The 17,256-nt window shown below is 66.9% G+C and carries 16 protein-coding genes and 1 pseudogene; 10 read left to right on the forward strand and 7 right to left on the reverse strand.

What is annotated here, in order from left to right:
• Nucleotides 1-31: 31 nt before the first annotated feature.
• The gene (locus tag ASF34_RS03035) at nucleotides 32-652 is read right to left on the reverse strand and encodes a uracil-DNA glycosylase family protein (RefSeq protein ID WP_018042504.1); all 621 of its coding nucleotides are present in this window, start codon (nucleotides 650-652) and stop codon (nucleotides 32-34) included.
• Between the two features lie 181 nt (nucleotides 653-833).
• Here ASF34_RS03035 and ASF34_RS03040 point away from each other — a divergent pair, with 181 nt between their 5' ends.
• Nucleotides 834-1,655 (forward strand): alpha/beta fold hydrolase, encoded by an 822-nt coding sequence (locus tag ASF34_RS03040; protein WP_056158468.1) that lies wholly within the window; start codon nucleotides 834-836, stop codon nucleotides 1,653-1,655.
• A gap of 38 nt (nucleotides 1,656-1,693) precedes the next feature.
• Here ASF34_RS03040 and ASF34_RS03045 read toward each other — a convergent pair whose 3' ends face one another.
• Both ASF34_RS03045 and ASF34_RS03050 read right to left on the reverse strand, forming a co-directional pair.
• On the reverse strand, nucleotides 1,694-3,910 hold the full coding sequence (locus ASF34_RS03045; RefSeq protein WP_056158943.1) for a xanthine dehydrogenase family protein molybdopterin-binding subunit: 2,217 nt from the start codon (nucleotides 3,908-3,910) through the stop codon (nucleotides 1,694-1,696).
• Between the two features lie 78 nt (nucleotides 3,911-3,988).
• A complete protein-coding gene (locus tag ASF34_RS03050) occupies nucleotides 3,989-4,444 on the reverse strand; it encodes a (2Fe-2S)-binding protein (protein ID WP_018042501.1) in 456 nt (151 codons plus the stop codon).
• 260 nt (nucleotides 4,445-4,704) lie between these two features.
• On the opposite strand from ASF34_RS03050, the gene ASF34_RS03055 reads away from it, so the two are divergent.
• On the forward strand, nucleotides 4,705-6,252 hold the full coding sequence (locus ASF34_RS03055) for a sensor histidine kinase (RefSeq protein WP_018042500.1): 1,548 nt from the start codon (nucleotides 4,705-4,707) through the stop codon (nucleotides 6,250-6,252).
• Between the two features lie 80 nt (nucleotides 6,253-6,332).
• Here ASF34_RS03055 and cobT read toward each other — a convergent pair whose 3' ends face one another.
• Nucleotides 6,333-7,382 (reverse strand): nicotinate-nucleotide--dimethylbenzimidazole phosphoribosyltransferase, encoded by a 1,050-nt coding sequence (gene cobT / locus ASF34_RS03060; RefSeq protein ID WP_056158471.1) that lies wholly within the window; start codon nucleotides 7,380-7,382, stop codon nucleotides 6,333-6,335.
• 101 nt (nucleotides 7,383-7,483) lie between these two features.
• Here cobT and cobS point away from each other — a divergent pair, with 101 nt between their 5' ends.
• The 4 genes and pseudogenes from cobS to ASF34_RS23295 all read left to right on the forward strand — a co-directional run.
• Nucleotides 7,484-8,314: an adenosylcobinamide-GDP ribazoletransferase gene (gene cobS / locus ASF34_RS03065; protein ID WP_056158473.1), complete on the forward strand. Its 831-nt coding sequence runs from the start codon at nucleotides 7,484-7,486 to the stop codon at nucleotides 8,312-8,314.
• A gap of 53 nt (nucleotides 8,315-8,367) precedes the next feature.
• Nucleotides 8,368-8,586 (forward strand): DUF1289 domain-containing protein, encoded by a 219-nt coding sequence (locus ASF34_RS03070; protein ID WP_056158475.1) that lies wholly within the window; start codon nucleotides 8,368-8,370, stop codon nucleotides 8,584-8,586.
• Nucleotides 8,583-9,275, forward strand: a complete 693-nt coding sequence (locus tag ASF34_RS03075) for a retropepsin-like aspartic protease family protein (RefSeq protein ID WP_018042496.1) — start codon at nucleotides 8,583-8,585, stop codon at nucleotides 9,273-9,275. Before ASF34_RS03070 ends, ASF34_RS03075 begins: the two co-directional genes overlap by 4 nt.
• Nucleotides 9,276-9,648: 373 nt before the next feature.
• A pseudogene (locus ASF34_RS23295) lies at nucleotides 9,649-10,182 on the forward strand (alpha/beta fold hydrolase); the annotation flags it as partial.
• A gap of 52 nt (nucleotides 10,183-10,234) precedes the next feature.
• Here ASF34_RS23295 and ASF34_RS03080 read toward each other — a convergent pair.
• From ASF34_RS03080 to pdxY, 3 genes are read right to left on the reverse strand one after another with little or no spacing between them, the layout of a single operon-like run.
• On the reverse strand, nucleotides 10,235-11,011 hold the full coding sequence (locus ASF34_RS03080) for a hypothetical protein (protein ID WP_056158477.1): 777 nt from the start codon (nucleotides 11,009-11,011) through the stop codon (nucleotides 10,235-10,237).
• Nucleotides 11,004-11,900: a PhzF family phenazine biosynthesis protein gene (locus ASF34_RS03085; RefSeq protein WP_056158946.1), complete on the reverse strand. Its 897-nt coding sequence runs from the start codon at nucleotides 11,898-11,900 to the stop codon at nucleotides 11,004-11,006. The genes ASF34_RS03080 and ASF34_RS03085 overlap by 8 nt, the downstream gene beginning before the upstream one ends.
• 23 nt (nucleotides 11,901-11,923) lie before the next feature.
• Nucleotides 11,924-12,772 (reverse strand): pyridoxal kinase PdxY, encoded by an 849-nt coding sequence (gene pdxY, locus ASF34_RS03090; RefSeq protein ID WP_056158480.1) that lies wholly within the window; start codon nucleotides 12,770-12,772, stop codon nucleotides 11,924-11,926.
• Between the two features lie 167 nt (nucleotides 12,773-12,939).
• On the opposite strand from pdxY, the gene ASF34_RS03095 reads away from it, so the two are divergent.
• From ASF34_RS03095 to ASF34_RS03110, 4 genes are all read left to right on the forward strand, one after another.
• Entirely contained in the window at nucleotides 12,940-13,461 is a 522-nt protein-coding gene (locus tag ASF34_RS03095; protein ID WP_018042492.1) for a DedA family protein, read from the forward strand.
• Between the two features lie 6 nt (nucleotides 13,462-13,467).
• Entirely contained in the window at nucleotides 13,468-14,283 is an 816-nt protein-coding gene (locus ASF34_RS03100) for a cobalamin-binding protein (RefSeq protein WP_056158483.1), read from the forward strand.
• A 66-nt stretch (nucleotides 14,284-14,349) separates the two neighbouring features.
• Entirely contained in the window at nucleotides 14,350-14,835 is a 486-nt protein-coding gene (locus tag ASF34_RS03105) for an MmcB family DNA repair protein (RefSeq protein ID WP_018042490.1), read from the forward strand.
• Nucleotides 14,836-14,956: 121 nt separating this feature from the next.
• Nucleotides 14,957-17,245: a calcium-binding protein gene (locus ASF34_RS03110; RefSeq protein WP_056158486.1), complete on the forward strand. Its 2,289-nt coding sequence runs from the start codon at nucleotides 14,957-14,959 to the stop codon at nucleotides 17,243-17,245.
• Nucleotides 17,246-17,256: the final 11 nt, after the last annotated feature.

Consider the following 17,256-nt stretch of genomic DNA (forward strand, 5'->3'; position numbering starts at 1 on the left):
CCGGGCTTCCCATGTCAACGCGAAGGCGGGGTCAGCCGCGCGTCATCACCCGGGAAACCTCCTCCTTCAGTACCGGCAGCAACTCGTCGGCGAACCAGGGGTTCGTCCTGAGCCAGCCGTTGTTGCGCCAGGACGGGTGCGGCAGCGGCAGCACCCGAGGCCGACGCGGCTCCTCCAGAATGGCGCGCCAGTTCCGCACCATGGCGGTGAGGCCTCCCTCGACGCGGCCGAGATGCCAGGCCTGCGCGTATTGGCCGATGACCAAAATCAGATCCATCTCGGGCAAGCCGGCAAAGAGCGCCTCGCGCCAGTGCTCGGCGCATTCGCGGCGGGGCGGCTTGTCTCCGCCCTTCGCGTCGAGCCCCGGAAAACACGCGCCCATGGGGACGATGGCGAGCCGCGTGGCGTCGTAGAAATCCGGCTCGGACAGGCCGAGCCACGATCTCAGCCGGATGCCGGACGGGTCCATGAACGGGATACCGCTCTGGTGCGCCCGGTTCCCCGGAGCCTGACTGGCGATGGCGAGACGCGCCGAGGTCGAGCCCTGAACGATGGGCTTCGGCTCCTGCGGCAGGCGCGCGCCATACCGAGGTGCGTCGCGACAGATTCGACAGGCGCGCAGGGCGGCGGCGGTGGATTCGAAGGGGGTCATACGAGAGGACAGGTAGTGCGGGCATGGGGCCGTGGGAATCCGGGGTGCCGGGAATCCGGGGTGCCGGGAATCCATGCCGCGGGAACGAGAGGCCGCACCCCGCGCTTGAATCGCCATAGGAGCCGGCATTGCCGGGCTCATCCGCGAGCACGCCCGACCAGGGAATACAGGGAGCAGCCCCATGGCCTTCATCACCGCGCCGGATGGCACGAGCCTCTACTACAAGGACTGGGGCAGCGGACGGCCCGTGGTCTTCCTCCACGGTTGGCCCCTCGACGCGGATATGTGGGAGTACCAGATGGTGCCCGTCGCCGAGGCGGGCTTTCGCACCATCGCCTATGACCGCCGGGGCTTCGGACGCTCGGACCAGCCCTGGCAGGGCTACGATTACGACACCTTCGCCGACGACCTGAAGGCGGTGCTGGACGCCCTCGACCTCACCGACGTGACCCTGGTGGGCTTTTCCATGGGGGGCGGAGAGGTGGTGCGCTACCTGTCGCGGCACGGCAGCGACCGGATCTCCCAGGCGGTCCTGATCTCGGCGGTGACGCCGATGATGCTGAAGACGCCCGATCATCCCGACGGTGTCGATGCCGGTGTGTTCGAGGAGATCATCGACGGGCTGAAGATGGACCGGCCGTCCTTCCTCGCCAAATTTAACAAGGGCTTCTTCGGTGCGGGCGTGTTCAGCTCACCCGCTTCTGCGGAGATGATCGCCTGGGCCGGGCAGGTCGCCATGCTGGCCTCGCCCAAGGCCACCATCGCCTGCGTGAAGGCCTTCTCCGAGACCGATTTCCGGCCCGACATGGCGAAGGTCACCGTGCCTTGCCTGATTATCCATGGCGATGCCGACCAGACCGTGCCGATCGACGTCACCGGAAAGGTCGCGGCCTCAGCCGTGCCGAGCGCGGAATTCGAGATCTACGAGGGCGCACCGCACGCGATACCGCTGACCCATCACGAGCGTCTGACGACGGACCTCATCGATTTCCTGAGGCGCTGACGCCCCCGCCGCTGGCGGAGGCGCGCTGCCCTTCGGGCTCAGACCCCCTTGAGGCCGCTGAGATCCAGGGGCAGGGAGCGCAGCCTCTGCCCCGTCGCGGCGAAGATCGCGTTGGAGATCGCCGGGGCGATGACGGGCACGCCCGGCTCGCCGATGCCGGTCGGGGCGGCATCGGAGGCCACGATATGGACCTCCACCACCGGCATCTCGCTCATGCGCGTCGGCTCGTAGGCGTCGAAATTCTTCTCCTGCACCACCCCATCCGTCAGCGTGATCTTGTTGCGCAGGACCGATGACAACGCGAAACCGACCGATCCCTCCACCTGGGCGCGGATCACGTCCGGGTTGACGGCGACGCCGACATCCACCGCCGCGACGATGCGATTGACCTTCACATGGCTGCCATCCGCCGTGATGTCGGCCACCATCGCCACGTAGGAGCCGAAGGATTCGTGCGCCGAGATGCCGAGGCCCTGGCCCTTGCCGCCGCTGCGCTTGGCCCAATCCGCCTTCTCGGCGGCGAGTTTCAGGACACCGGACAGGCGCGGCGCGCCGGTCAGCATGCCAAGGCGATAGGCCAGCGGATCGGCACCGGCGGCGTGGGCCAACTCGTCGATGAAGACCTCCATCGCCTGCGCCGTATGGGTGTGACCCACCGAACGCCACCAGAGGACGGGCACGCCCTCGCGGGCGTTGTGGACCTCGAACCGGTAGGCCGGGAGGGCATAGGGCGTGTCCGACGCGCCCTCGATCGACGTGGAATCGACCCCGTTCTTCACCAGCATCGCCTCGAAGGGCGAGCCGATCATGATCGATTTGCCGACCATCCGGTGCTGCCAGCCGGTGATGGCGCCCTTGGCGTCGATTCCGGCCTTGAGGGTGTGCAGCACCATCGGGCGGTAATACCCGCCCGCCATGTCGTCCTCGCGGGTCCAGACCAGATGGACCGGCGCCTTGCCGCCGGTCGCCTTCATGATGGACGCGGCCTCGGCGATGTAATCGGCCGTCGGCGTGGCCCGGCGCCCGAACGATCCGCCGGCCCATTGCGTGTGCAGCCTGACCTTGTCGGCGGTGACGCCGAGGGTCGCGGCGGCCACCGCCTGTTCGATCGTCTGGAACTGGAGGCCGGCATAGATGTCGTAGGAGCCGTCGGCAGCCCGCTCGATCGTGGCGTTGAGGGGCTCCATGGCCGCGTGGGCCAGATAGGGGAAGGTGAACTCCGCCTCGATGACCTTGGCCGACCCGGCGATGGCGGCGGCGGGATCGCCTTTCTCCGATGCGACGATGCCCGGCCGCTTGGCCGTCTCGCGATACTCGGCGAGGATGGCGTCGGAGGATCGCTTCTCGGCCGTGCGCTCGTCCCAGGTGACCGACAGGGCGTCCCGACCCTTCATCGCCGACCATGTATCCTTGGCGATCACGGCGACTCCGGTGGGAATCGTCACGACGTCGATCACGCCTCGCACGGCGCGGGCGGCCTTATCGTCGACCGTCGACACGGTGCCGCCGAAACGCGGGGCATGCGCCACCACGGCCGTGACCTGACCCGGCCGGCGGATATCCATGGAATAGATCGCGGTTCCATTGGTCTTGGCCACGGAATCGAGGCGCGGCAGCTTCTTGCCGATATGGACCCACTGGCTAGGATCCTTGAGCTTCGGCTGCTCGGGCACGGGGATCGCCGCCGCTGCCTCGGCCAGGGCACCGAACCGCTCCTCGCGCTTGGAGGCGAGGTGGCGGACCGTGCCGTTCGAAACCGTGATCTCAGAGGCCGGGACGGACCATTTCTCGGCCGCGGCGGAGACGAGCATGGCACGGGCGGCCGCCCCCGCCTTGCGGAGCTGGAACCAGGAATTGGCCACCGCGGTCGAACCGCCGGTCCCCTGGATCGGCCCCATCAGCAGGTTGTTGTAGAGCTTCGCATCGGCGGGAGCGAAGGCCACGCGCACGCGCGACCAGTCGGCATCGAGCTCGTCGGCCAGGATAGTGGCGAGGCCCGTCGTGTTGCCCTGCCCCATGTCGAGATGCTTGATCAGCACCGTAACCGTATCGTCGGCTGCGATCCGCACGAAGGCATTGGGCTGGGCGGGAGCGGAGGACAGGTCGGGTCCCGCCGCCGCGCGAACCTGTTTTGCCGGGTCGAGGGTGAATCCGATCACCAGGGCTCCGGCCGCGACACCGGCGCCACCGAGGAAGGCGCGGCGCGACGGACGGGGAGCAGCCGCCTCGGATTTGGTCTGACGGACCTTCAGCATGGCTTCCTCCACGGAGACGATGACGCGCACGGTATCGGGCAGGACGATGCCGGCCCCGGGGCCGACGTCGCGTTTGGATCAGGCGAGGGAGCGGGCGGCTTCGTGAATGGCGGCGCGAACGCGCTGGTAGGTACCGCAGCGGCAGATGTTACCGTCCATCGCGCCGTCGATCTCGGCGTCGCTGGGCTTCGGGGTAGTCGAGAGCAGGCCGATGGCCGACATGATCTGGCCGGACTGGCAGTAACCGCACTGGACAACGTCGAGGCCGCGCCACGCGGTCTGAACCGCCTCCGCCACCCGTCCGGACACGCCCTGGATCGTGGTGACCTTCGCCTCCCCCACATCGCCGATGCGAGTCTGGCAGGAGCGGACGGGCTGGCCGTCGAGATGGACGGTACAGGCGCCGCACTGGGCGATGCCGCAGCCGTATTTCGTCCCGGTCTTGTCGAGATGATCGCGCAGCGCCCACAGGAGCGGCATGTCGGGATCGGCATCGACATCATGCGACACGCCGTCGACATTCAGTTTCAGCATGACGTCTCTCCGACTTCAGTATCGACTTGTTCTAAATATTACACACTTCCGAAAAATGTGCGCCTGCACACATCGATTTGAGATCGGTGTCGATGCAGCGTCGGGTCGCGCGCCGTGGATGGGCGCGATTTGGAGACAAGTGTCATGACCGGGTCAGGTCGTTCTTAACCTATCGGGCGCAGATTCGCCGGGTCGCAGCGTCGACGGGTCACGGTCCTTCCGACCGCAGGTTTTCCTCTCAAAAGATCCTCAAAACGGTGATGTCCGACCTGACAGCGGAGATGGTTCAGCGCGGACGCGGTCCTTCGGCACCGGAATCCGCTCGCCGCCGCAAGGTGGCCCGAGACATCCGATCGGCGCGCGAGCGGTTGACCTCGGCGAACGGTCTGGAACGCGCGTTCGATTACGAATTGATCCGGATCTATGCCGAGTACCGCTCCGGTGCCGGTCTGACCCATGCCATGCTCGGGCTTCTCATCGCAGGGGCGTCGTCGCTCTGGGTGCCCGTTCCCATCGCCCTGTCCTGGGTCGTCTGCCTGCTCTGCGGCGTCGGCCTGTCGATGGGGCTGACCAAGCATTTCCTTCGTCAGTCAGCGGATTCCGTGTCGGTCAGGCGCTGGCGCAGCGCCTTCATGCTGAGCGAGATCGTGCAGAGCGCGTCCTGGGCGCTGATGGTTCTCGTGGCCGCGCCCAGTGCCCGCATCTTCGTCCTGTTCGGCCTCGTCATCGTCGCTGCGGTCGCCGCGATGCTGGCAGCGACCCTGCCCGCCGCCGCCGCCGCCGCGCTCCTTCCGTTGATCCTCGCGGCGCTCTCTCTCCTGGCGTTCTCGCAGGACATGGACACAATCATGCTGGTGACCATGGTGGTCGGCTCGCAGATCTTCTTCATGGGCCTCGCCCGCCGCGTCTACGCCTCGGCGGTGGGCGCGCTGAAATCCCAGGCGGAGAAGGACGCCATCTTCATCGAGCTCGAACAGGCCAAGGCCAATTCCGATGAGGCGCGGCGGCGGGCAGAAGAGGCCAATCTCGCCAAGTCACGTTTCCTCGCGACCATGAGCCACGAGTTGCGCACGCCGCTGAACGCCATCCTCGGCTTCTCGGAGGTGATGAAGAACGAGGTCTTCGGCGCTCACATCGCTCCGTCGTACAAGGAATACGCGGGCGATATCCACGATAGCGGGATGCACCTCCTCAACCTCATCAACGAGATCCTCGACCTGTCGCGCATCGAGGCCGGGCGCTACGAATTGAACGAGGAGGCGATCCAGCTCGCCCATGCGGTGGACGAGTGCCGGCACATGGTCGCCCTGCGCGCGCGCGGCAAAGGCCAGGCCTTCCACGAGTTCATCGATCCCGACATGCCCCGTATCTGGGCGGACGAGCGGGCTTTGCGCCAGATCGTACTCAATCTCCTCTCGAACGCCGTGAAATTCACGCCGCCGGGCGGCGACATCACGATCAAGGTCGGCTGGACGGCCTCGGGCGGCCAGTATGTCAGTGTCAAGGATAGCGGGCCGGGTATTCCCGAGGACGAGCTCGGCACGGTCATGTCGTCGTTCGGCCGGGGCTCGCTGGCGATCAAGACCGCCGAACAGGGCTCGGGCCTCGGCCTGCCCATCGTCAAGGGGCTGGTGGACCTGCACAACGGCAACTTCCACCTGAAGTCGAAGCCTCGCGAGGGAACGGAAGTCGTCGTGATCTTCCCCGCGAGCCGTGTCATGGACACGCTACCCGCCCTGAACCTGTCCACCGAAGCGACGTCGAGTGCAGACATGGACGGCAGGCGGAGCGCGGCGCGCGCGGCCTGATCGGCGCATTCGCATGCCCCGCTTTCGTCATCATCGGGACGCCGGGCCGTCACGGGCCCGGTGTCCCCGATGGGATGCCTTCAGCTTTCGCTGCGTCCGGACACCCCCGCCTGAGCGAACGTCGCCATGTCGCGATGGCAGGCGAGCGCGCCTTTGAGCAGGCCGATGGCGAGGGCGGCGCCGGACGCTTCGCCGAGACGCATGCCGAGAGCCAGCAGCGGCACCAATCCGAGGCGTTCCAGCACCTCCGCATGGGCCCCTTCGGCCGAGACGTGGCCGGCGAGGCAATGGTCGAGCATCGACGGATCGATGGCATGGAGGATCGCCGCGGCCGACGTCGCCACGTAGCCGTCGATGACCACGGGGATGCGCTGCATCCGCGCCGCCAGGACGGCGCCGGCCATGGCGGCGATCTCGCGGCCTCCGAGGCGCGACAGGACATGGAGCGGGTCGTCGAGGTGGCCGGAATGGAAGGCCAAGGCGGCCTCCACGGCCGCGACCTTGCGCTCGATCCCGGCCGCATCGACGCCGGTGCCACGCCCGACCCAATGCGCCGCCCCACCGCCATAGAGCGCCGCGTAGATCGCCGCCGCGATGGTGGTGTTACCGATCCCCATCTCGCCGAGGCCGAGACAATCGGTTCCGGCGGCGATGGCTTCCATGCCGAAGGCCATGGTGGCCACGCATTCCTTCTCCGTGAAGGCCGGGCCTTCGCAGATGTCGCCGGTGGGAAGATCGATGGCCAGGTCGAAGACCTTGAAGCCGAGGCCGTAGGCGGCGCAAAGTTGGTTGATCGCGCCGCCGCCGGCGGCGAAATTGTCGAGCATCTGGCGATTCACCTCCGCCGGAAATGCCGACACACCGCGCTTGGTGACGCCGTGGCTGGCCGCGAAGACGCAGACGAGGGGCCGGTCGAGGCTCGGTTGACCCTTGCCCTGCCAGGCTGCGAGCCACTCCACGAGGTTCTCGAGGCGGCCCAGCGCGCCGGCTGGCTTCGTCAGCATCGCGTCCCGCTCGCGCACCATGGCGACGGCGTCACGGTCCGCGCCCGGCACGGAGGCGATCAGTCGGCGGATATCCGAGAACGGCGTCTGATCGGGATTGTCCTGGTTCGGGATCGTCTGAGTCATCGCGCGAAACTCGGCCTTCCGTCTCGGCGCGTCCGGTATGGCGGCCTGCCTGTGGGGCGAGCTATAACCAACCGGGCGCGAGCGGTGAAGGCAGGTCCTCGATGACGCAAGGCCGGGATCTGGAACCGGACGATGCCTTTCCCGGCGCGTCCATGGCTTACGATCTCGCGGCGTGCCTGAGATTCTATTCGCGGCTGCCGGTGCCGCGCCTGCCCGACGAGGGTGATCCGCATCGTCTGCCGGACTTCCGCACCCTGCCGCGCATGCTGCCACTGGCCGGCCTCATCCTCGCCCTGCCCTCCGCCCTCATCCTGCTCGTCGCCTGGGCCCTGGATCTCGGACCGTTCCTGGCAGCCACCCTCGCCCTGGCGGTCGGGACGCTGGTGACGGGGGCGCTGCACGAGGACGGTCTCGCGGATGTGGCGGACGGGTTCGGTGGCGGCACGACGCGCGAGCGCCGCATCGAGATCATGCGCGACAGCCGCATCGGCGCCTATGGGGGCGTCGCCCTCGTGTTGACGCTGGCCCTGAGGATCGGAGCCCTCGCGACGCTGCTCGATCGCACCGGGTCGCTGGCCGCCTTGGCCCTGGTACTGGCCGCCTCTCTCTCGCGCTGCGCAGCCCTGGCGCCGATGGTGCTGCTCGGCCCCGCGCGGCCCGGCGGGGCGGGGGCATCGGTGGGAACACCCGATCGCCGGACCATCGGAATCGTAGCCCTCTTCGCCCTCGCCTTCGTCGTCATTGGCTGGATCGCCGGCTTGCCCTTTCTCGGCATGGTGCTGATGCCCGCCCTGGCGCTGGGAGCCTCCCTCTGCCTCACCGCCCTGGCCCGAGCCAAGATCGGCGGCCAGACCGGCGACGTGATCGGAGCCTGCCAGCAGGTGGCCGAGATCGCGGCGCTTCTCGCCCTCGTGGCGACGGTCCCGCGCTGACCATGGCACTTTGGCGCTTGATCGCGACCCGCCCCTGAGGGCATGGAACGGCCATGATCCAGCCTGTCGCCCCGAGGGCTTCGAGCCCCTGCACGAAGCTCTGCATTCTCGACGCCATGACCGGGCTTTGCGAAGGCTGCGGACGCACGCGCGAAGAGATCGGGCTGTGGGGATCGCTGTCGGAGGCGAAGCGGCAGGCCATCATGGCGACCCTCGGACATCGCCTCCGCGCCGCCTATCCCCTGCGGGACAAGGCCCTGGCCGAGCCATGATCTACGCCGCCCTTGCCGTTCTCCTCGGCATCGTCGCCTTCCTCGCCCTCTCGGACGAATCGAGCACCGTCGCGGGGCTGGAGAAGGACCAACTCGCGCGGCTCGCCTTCAGCGGAACCCTGCTGACGATCTTCCTCGCCGGGTTCTGGCATCGGTTCCGCGAACAGATCGGCACCAACCTGAAGGCGCTGCTGTTCTGGGCCGCCCTCACCGTCGCCCTGGTGGCGGGCTATGCCTACAAGGAGGAAGCCGGGGATGTCGGCAACCGCCTCGTGGGGACGCTGCGGCCCGGCAGTGCCGTCACGGCGGGCGACGGAAGCGTGACGATCAACCGCCGCGCGGACGGGGACTTCTCCGTGCGCGCGGAGGTGAACGGCCGCGCCCAGGTCTTCCAGTTCGACACGGGCGCGAGTTCCGTGGTTCTCACGGCGGAGAACGCAGCCGCCATCGGGATTTCCCCCGCGGAATCCGACTTCTCGATCAGGGTCTCCACCGCCAACGGCGTCGCCATGGCCGCCCCGGTCTATCTCGACAGCCTCAGCATCGGCACAATCACCGAACGGCGTGTCTCGGCCCTGGTGAGCCGGCGCGGTGCCTTGTCGGGAAACCTGCTCGGCATGACGTTCCTCGACAGGCTCGGCTCCTACGAAGTGCGCGGCGACCGGCTGGTGTTGCGCCCTGTGCGCTGATGATCGAAGTCTGCCTCCTCGAACCGTCCGCTTGGACACAAACCAGGCGCACGAGATGATGTCTCTGCCGCTGGAGAGCGGACGTCGGCATCCCTTGCCGCGAAGGGCGGAAGCGACCTGAAACGGGAAGGCGCCTGTGTCCCTGCGGTGGATTCTTTGGCCGGCAAGCGGAATTCTGGCCGGCTTGGCGCTCGTCAAATCCTTGTCTCGGCGGCACGCCAGCCGGTATCGGCGCGCGTATTCGGGCCGGCTCGAAACGAGGTGGATCCAAGTCGACGGCAAGACGATGCATGCCCGCGTCTCGCTCGATGCTGTGCCGGATGACCGCATACCCGTCATCCTCGTCCATGGGCTCGGGATGTCGAGCCGGTACATGATCCCGCTGGCAAATCATCTCGCCCCTCATGTCGAGGTCTATGCTCCCGACCTGCCCGGCTTCGGATTGAGCGAAAAGCCTCGCCGCGCGCTCACGGTTCGCGAGCTCGCGGATGCATTGGCGGCCTTCATGACAGCGATCGGGGTGAGGCGCGCAGCCTTTGTCGGGAATTCGCTCGGCTGCGAAGTGCTGGTCGAACTGGCGCTGGTTAACCCTCACCTCGTGGACCGCCTCGTGTTGCAGGGGCCCACGCCGGACCCGGAGGCGCGCAACCTGGTCCGGCAGGTGGTCGGCTTCCTCGCCATCGCGCCGTTCGAGCGCTGGTCGCTCGCCTGGGTGGCGCTCATGGATTATGCCCGTGCGGGCATCGGACGCTACATCCTGACCTTGCGAAGCATGGTCGACAACCGCATCGGAGAGAAGGCGCTGCGGGTCGAGCAGCCGACGCTCGTGGTTTGGGGCACGCGTGACTACATCGTCCCCCATGCCTTCGTCGTGAGCCTCGCAGACTCCCTGCCCCGGGGCCGCCTTGCCGTCATTCCGGGAGCGGCCCATGGGATCAACTACTCGCATCCCGAGGCGTTCACCGCCGTCCTTCTGCCGTTCCTCCTCGATGAGGGGGAGATGCCTGTCGCATGGAGCCGGACCCCGGAGACTCCGCGAATGCGTGGCGCAGGTATGCCTGGACGAAGTCGGGCATCGAACGGGGGCCGATCTCGCCGCTGGAACCGACCGTGACGAAACCGGCGAGTTCCGGCTCACTCTCTGCCCGGCGATGGCGCTCCATCCTCTCGCGCAGTGCGTCCGCCCGTTCGGGGAACATCACGGGCCGCAGAAATGCCGCCTGGGTCCTTCCGCGCAGCAGAAGCCAGTTTTCCGGAGCGTCGGCGGGGAGCGCCATGCCGGTCTCCTCCACGAACTCGCGCCCGGCGCTGCCGGCGAGATCGACCGTATCGCCATCCCGCACGTCGTCGAGGTCCGGCGTGCCGCAGGGGAAGTAGGCCTGTCCGGCATTGGCGGTGTGAGCGCCCATGACACCGAGCAGCACGGCGCCGTCCGACCCGTGCGGGACGATGGCGGCGAAGGCGTTGAGGACAACTCGGTCGGGCGAGCCGAGATCCTTGTGGGTGATGAAGCTCGCGTAGGACGTCTCGAACAGCTCGACGGCACAGGATGTCCCCTCGATACGGCACGACTTGGCGAGCAGCACGCGTCCGTCGAACAGCCCCGACCGCTCGGCGCAGCGGCGCGCCCAGTTCTCGGCGATGGAGGCCGCATTGGCCTTCGCCCATTCCCATTCGAACGGCACCAGCCGGGCCGTCACCCTCTCGATCCGCGTGAGGGTGAAACCGTCAGGCAAGCAGCGTCCCCTCGCTCATCACCACGGCCGAACCGCCGATCTCGACGGATTGGAGGGCTCCGGATTCGATGACGAGTTGAAGCGCGATCTCGCTCGGACGACCCATGGCGATTCCCTGGCGGATCAGCACATCGTGCTCGCCGTCGCCGAGGGGCTCGAACTCCATCATCACGCCGGCGAAGGCCGCGGCGGCCGACCCCGTCGCCGGGTCTTCCACCACGCCGAGATGCGGCGCGAACATCCGGGTCTGGAAGCGGAGGCCGAGGCCTTCCGGGTCCACGGCGTAGAGATAGAGCGCCGTCCGAGGCTCCAGGGTGGAGAAGGCGGCGAGCTCCACGCGGGCCGCGTCGAGCTTCGCCCGCGTGTTGACCGGCACGAACAGGAAAGCCGGCCCGGCCGTGTGCCGGCTCGGCACGTGACGCCCGAAGCCGATATCCTGCGTCTCCAACCCGACCATCTGGGCGAGGAGCGTCGCGTCCGGTCCCTCGCCATCGTAGTGCGGCAGGATCGGAAGCTTGAAGCGCCCACGGCCGCGCCCCTCGCCCGCTTCGACGACGCAGGCCACGGTGCCAATCGTCTCTTCGAGGCCGAAGGCGATTGCGTCGGTGAGACCGGATTTCACATCGTGCAACGCCAGCAGGATCGCCGCCCCGAGCGTCGGGTGGCCGGCGAAAGGCAGCTCACGGGCGGGCGTGAAGATGCGCAGGCGGGCCTTGTGGCGCGTCTCCGTCGGCGGCAGCACGAACACCGTCTCGGATAGGTTGAACTCGCCCGCGATCCGCTGCATCGCCGCGTCGTCGAGCCCCTCCGAATCCAGCACCACGGCCAGCGGATTCCCGGCGAAGGGCGTGTCGGTGAAGACGTCGAGGGTGACGAAGCGGCGGCTCATCGGCTTTTCCTTCTCGCTGACCATCAGACCGGTTCTACCGGGAACGTCTCGCTGGGTGCCACGAACTCGTCCTGCGCATCGACGGTGAGGATCTCGCGCGAACCCGCCTCCGCCGTTCGGCGCAGGAGGCCGTAGACCGAAGCACCGGCCATGCCCAAAGCCAAAGCCGCCGAGCCGGTGCGGGCGTAATGGACCAGGAACAGCGCCGCGATGGCGTCGCCCGCGCCGTTCACGTCGAGAGCGAGGCGTGGCGTGCGCAGGCGCCAGAACAGGCCACCCTCCCCCGCCATCAAGTCGATGGAATCGGACGGGGTGTCCTCGGTGACCAGGGACGTCACCAACACGACGCGCGGCCCTAGGGCCTGGATCGCCGTCAGGGCGGCTTTGGCCTCGCCGAGTATGCCGGTGGGCAGGCCCGACAGGAAGTTCAATTCGAACTGGTTCGGGGTGACGATGTCGGCGGCGGGCAAGGCCTGATCGCGCAGGAATTCAGGGATGCCGGGGCGGACATAGATGCCCCGGTCGGTATCGCCCATGACCGGGTCGCAACAATACAGCGCCTTGGGGTTGGCGCTCCGCACCGCCGCCACGGCCCGCACGATGGCGGTGCCGATATCGGCCGAGCCCATATAGCCGGACAGGACGCCGTCGCATTGCCCCAGCACGCCGCGCTCCGCGATGCCGAGCACGAGGTCCTCGATCATCGGCCCGTCGAACACCCGGCCGCGCCAGGCGCCGTAGCCGGTATGGTTGGAGAACTGCACGGTATGGATCGGCCAGACCTCGACGCCGAGCCGCTGCATGGGAAACACCGCCGAGGCGTTGCCCACATGGCCGAAGGCGACGTGCGATTGGATCGAAAGAATTCTCATCGGCGTATCAGGCTTTGCTTCGACGGGTGCGAGCGCGACGATCAGCGTCGTAGCCGGTTTCGCCCTGCGGTGCATTCACAACCGACGCGAGGCTCGTCCGTGACGAGATCGACGCTTGCCGGAAGGGCGACCTTCCCGCACATCGGGCGCGACAGGCAGGGGCATCCATGGATTTCGAAGCGCTGAAGACCACGACCCTGACCTTCGTGGAGACGCACAAGGAATGGGCACCCCTCATCATCGCCGTGCTCGCCTTCTGCGAATCCCTGGCCTTCCTGTCGATCCTGGTCCCCGCCACGGTGCTGCTGGTGGCCATCGGCGCGTTGATCGGTGCGAGCGGCATCCCGTTCTGGCCGATGGTGATCGCCGGGGGGATCGGCGCCGGGCTCGGGGATTGGGTGTCCTACGAGATCGGCCGCTACTTCCAGCACGGCGCCAAGTCGATCTGGCCGATGAGCCGCTATCCGCAGATGGTCGCCAAGGGCGAGGATTTCTGCCGGCGCTACGGCGCCTGGGGCATCGTCATCGGCCGGTTCATCGGCCCGGCCCGCGCGGTGGTGCCGCTCATCGCCGGGATGTTCGAGGTGGCGCGCCTGCCGTTTCAGCTGGCCAATTGGAGTTCGGCCTTCGTCTGGGCCTTCGTCTGGCTCGCGCCGGGCGCGGGCGTCATCAGCTTCTTCAAGTCCTGACGCCGCATGCGCCGGTTCCCGCCCGAACGCATCGTCTGCCTCACCGAGGAAACCGTCGAGACCCTCTATCTGCTGGGTGAGGAGGACAGGATCGTCGGTGTGTCCGGCTACGCCGTGCGCCCCGCTCGCGTGCGCAAGGAGAAGCCGCGCGTCTCGGCCTTCACGAGCGCCGACCTGCCAAAAATCCTCGCCCTGCAGCCGGACCTCGTCCTCGCCTTTTCCGACATGCAGGCCGAGATCGTCGCCGACCTCGCCCGCGCCGGAATCTCGGTCCATCTCTTCAACCAGCGCGACGTCGCCGGCTGCCTTGCCATGATCCGTACCGTGGGCGCCCTGGTCGGGGCCAGCGAGAAGGCCGACGCGCTGGCCCAGGGTTACGCCCACCGCCTCGGCGCCGCCGCCCTCGACAATGCCGGCCCGCCCCGGCTGACCGTCTATTTCGAGGAATGGGACGAGCCGATGATCTCCGGCATCGGCTGGGTCTCCGAACTCATCGGCTATGCCGGCGGCGACGACGTCTTTCCCGACCTCGCCCGCCAGCCGGCGGCCAAGGACAGGATCGTCACGTCGGATCAGGTGATCGCCGCGCGGCCGGACGTCATCCTCGCCTCGTGGTGCGGCAAGCGGGTGAACGTGGCGCGGATCCGCGAGCGGCCGGGCTGGGATTCGATCCCCGCCGTGGCGGCGGGGCGTATCCACGAAATCAAGTCGCCCTTGATCCTGCAGCCGGGACCGGCGGCGCTGACAGATGGGTTCGACGCGATCCGCGCCGCACTGGCGGGCGGGCAGGCTGCCGCAGGTGACAAGGGCGGGCCGACCTGATTCCCTGGCGGGACAGTCGATTCGAGACCGCACTCTTCCCAAGTGAAGCCATCCCCAAGCGAAGCCATGTCAGCAGCCCTCGCCCATCTCGTCCTGCCGCCGGACCGCCGGCAATCGGCGACCGCGCTCCAGGTCCAGCGCGGGGTCCGCCGGCTGTTCGCCGACCTCGGCCATGTGACGATTCCGGAATTCTCCCTCGCCAATGGCAGGCGGGCGGACATCATCGCCCTGTGCCCGGCGGGCCGGCTGACCATCGTGGAGATCAAGTCCAGCGTCGCCGACTTCCGCGCCGACAAGAAGTGGCCGGATTATCGGGACTATTGCGACCGCTTCTATTTCGCCGTACCCGATTCCCTCCCCGAAGGACTGACGCCCGACGAGGCCGGGCTGATCATCGCCGATGGCTACAGCGCAGCGATTCTGCGCGACCCGGTCGACCATGTGCTGAGCGGCGCCCGCCGCAAGGCGGTGACGCTCCGCTTCGCCCATTCCGCCGCGCGGCTGCTGCACGTGCTCGCCGATCCTGGCGCGGTGCGGGAGGGAGCGCTCTAGGCGAAGCGACAGGTTGCAGAAACAGCACGCCTCCGCGCTGACGGAATCGAGGTTCAATTCGCGATTGAGATTGTATGAGCCCCGCCCTACCACCTGTCGCATTCTTCTTTGAGGAGCAGACATGTCGGCGGTGCTGGTAGCGAATGGTGAGCCGATCGACCTTGGGCCGGTCGTCGGCACCGACAGTCTCGACCTCATCGTGCCGAAGGCAAAATCCGGGTTCGCCCTGCTCACCAGCGGTTATGTTCCGGGCCCGAGCGGCGAACCTGGCACGCACCCCGTCACCCTGACCAGCTTCGGGGCGACCGGCGTTCCTTCGAAAGGACCGCTTTCCCTTGGCGACCTCCAAGTAGAGGCCTTGTCCGTCCGAGACGACGGATCTGTCGTCATCGGCGTCTATGACAGCACTTACGTCGACGGCACGTTCGGCGGCTTTTCGACGCAATATCAGAAGGCAAAGTACAGCCTCGGTACCGTGGACGCGAAAGGGACCTTCACGCCCTTCTACACCACGAAGATCACCTCCCTGTCCGATACGGGCGTGCCATTCCTGAGCGCTTACGACAACAGCGTCGCCTTCGCTCAGAACGGTGCGATGGCCCTCGCCCATATCGCCCAGGGATCGACCAGCAAGATCCGGACTGTCGATATCATCGACGAGAACCACCGCTTCGTCGCGACCGCCGTCGTCGACCGCTCGGTGAACGACGACCAGACCCACTCGACCAAAGTCACTGCCCTGTCGGACGGTCGCTATCTCGCGACCTGGGTCGACATGGGCCGTGTCAGCTCGACCCTCATGGCTCGGGTGGTGACCGCAGACGGCAAGGTGCCGGGCGAAGCGTTCAAACTCGGCCAGGTGGCCGAGTTTGCGGGCGGATACGAAACGAAGGTGATTTACTCGGTCACCGCCGATCATATTGGCGGATTTGCCGTCGCCTATGAGGGGCGGGACATCAAGAAGGCCGCTAATGGCGTCCAGACAGATGTCCTCACCGATATCGCAGCATCGACTTACAAGGCTGGTCTCGACGGAAGCATCACCAAAGCCGTCACGCTCGCCCAGACCTACACGTTCGACAACGCTTACATCGTATCCGTGACGACTCTCTCGAACGGGCAATTGCTCGAACTGGTCCTCGGATCTTCCGATGTGGCGGATGGAAAGATCCTGACGACCGCGCGTGGGTTGCTTTACAACGCGGACGGGTCTGCCACGGGGCAGGTTTTCGACTTCTATTCGGAAGCGATCGGAAGCGGGCATCGGTCCGAACTGCCTCAGATCGTGGCCTTGCAGAACGGCACGTTCGGTCTCCTCAAGTCGGGTCACGAGACGGGACTCGAACGGACGGACAGCGACACCGATTTCCAGATCTATTCCGTTTCGACGGCCGACCCGTTCCAGGTGAAGGGCGCGACGTCGGGCGCGGACCTGCTCAAAGGGGCCATGGCCTCCGCCAGGAACGACCGGATCGACGGTCTCGGCGGCAACGACACGCTCTTTGGCTATACCGGAAGCGACCATCTCATCGGCGGAGCGGGCAACGACACCCTCGATGGCGGCAAAGGTATCGACCGGATGGAGGGTGGGATCGGCAACGACACGTTCGTCATCGACCATTTCGGCGACGTGGTGATCGAGAAGCGCGGCGCGGGCACGGACCTCGTTCTGTCATCGATCAATCATACGCTCTCGGCCAATGTCGAAAACCTGACGCTGACGGGCAAGGGCGATATCGGCGGCGTCGGCAATGCGCTCGCGAACACGGTCACGGGCAATGCGGGCAACAACCGTCTCGATGGTGGAGCCGGTATCGATGTCCTGAAGGGCCTTGCCGGCAACGACGATTACTATGTCAGCAGTAAGCGGGATCAGGTCATTGAGGCAAAGGACCGGGGCACCGATACGGTCTATGCCAGTTCGGATTTCACGCTCGCGAAGGACCAGTCCATCGAGTTCCTGATCGGCAACCAGGAAGACCCCTATCTCGCCATCGATCTCACCGGCAACAATCTCGCGAACGCGATCGCCGGCACGTACGGCGACAACGTCATCAATGGCGGGTTGGGGACGGACGTGCTGGCCGGTTCCGGCGGGAAGGACGCGTTCGTCTTCGATACGAAGCTCGGGAAAGACAACATCGACAGCATCACCGATTTCTTTCACGGCACCGATACGATCAGGCTGGAGAACGCGATCTTCAAAGGCTTGGTGGAGGGCGATCTGTCCGGCGCTGCGTTCAAGAACATTCGCACGGGTACGGTCGATGCGAGCGACCGTATCCTCTACGATTACTACACGGGCGCCCTCTCCTACGATGCCGACGGCAGCGGCGCCGAGCAGGCCGTCCAATTCGCGACGGTCAGGAGTGTCGGATTTCTGACGGCCTCCGACTTCCTCGTCTCATAGCACCGCACCGG

It is taken from the genome of Methylobacterium sp. Leaf106, from assembly GCF_001422895.1.
Taxonomy (GTDB): Bacteria; Pseudomonadota; Alphaproteobacteria; order Rhizobiales; family Beijerinckiaceae; genus Methylobacterium; species Methylobacterium bullatum.

Bases quoted from the DNA above. Each gene is read 5' to 3' on its own strand.
- ASF34_RS03045 (WP_056158943.1), bottom strand. From the start codon at position 3,910: ATGCTGAAGGTCCGTCAGACCAAATCCGAGGCGGCTGCTCCCCGTCCG.
- ASF34_RS03105 (WP_018042490.1), top strand. From the start codon at position 14,350: ATGTCAGCAGCCCTCGCCCATCTCGTCCTGCCGCCGGACCGCCGGCAA.
- ASF34_RS03110 (WP_056158486.1), top strand. From the start codon at position 14,957: ATGTCGGCGGTGCTGGTAGCGAATGGTGAGCCGATCGACCTTGGGCCG.
- ASF34_RS03075 (WP_018042496.1), top strand. From the start codon at position 8,583: ATGATCTACGCCGCCCTTGCCGTTCTCCTCGGCATCGTCGCCTTCCTC.
- ASF34_RS03035 (WP_018042504.1), bottom strand. From the start codon at position 652: ATGACCCCCTTCGAATCCACCGCCGCCGCCCTGCGCGCCTGTCGAATC.
- ASF34_RS03070 (WP_056158475.1), top strand. From the start codon at position 8,368: ATGATCCAGCCTGTCGCCCCGAGGGCTTCGAGCCCCTGCACGAAGCTC.
- ASF34_RS03055 (WP_018042500.1), top strand. From the start codon at position 4,705: ATGTCCGACCTGACAGCGGAGATGGTTCAGCGCGGACGCGGTCCTTCG.
- ASF34_RS03095 (WP_018042492.1), top strand. From the start codon at position 12,940: ATGGATTTCGAAGCGCTGAAGACCACGACCCTGACCTTCGTGGAGACG.
- cobT (WP_056158471.1), bottom strand. From the start codon at position 7,382: ATGACTCAGACGATCCCGAACCAGGACAATCCCGATCAGACGCCGTTC.
- ASF34_RS03040 (WP_056158468.1), top strand. From the start codon at position 834: ATGGCCTTCATCACCGCGCCGGATGGCACGAGCCTCTACTACAAGGAC.
- pdxY (WP_056158480.1), bottom strand. From the start codon at position 12,772: ATGAGAATTCTTTCGATCCAATCGCACGTCGCCTTCGGCCATGTGGGC.
- cobS (WP_056158473.1), top strand. From the start codon at position 7,484: ATGACGCAAGGCCGGGATCTGGAACCGGACGATGCCTTTCCCGGCGCG.
- ASF34_RS03050 (WP_018042501.1), bottom strand. From the start codon at position 4,444: ATGCTGAAACTGAATGTCGACGGCGTGTCGCATGATGTCGATGCCGAT.
- ASF34_RS03085 (WP_056158946.1), bottom strand. From the start codon at position 11,900: ATGAGCCGCCGCTTCGTCACCCTCGACGTCTTCACCGACACGCCCTTC.
- ASF34_RS03100 (WP_056158483.1), top strand. From the start codon at position 13,468: ATGCGCCGGTTCCCGCCCGAACGCATCGTCTGCCTCACCGAGGAAACC.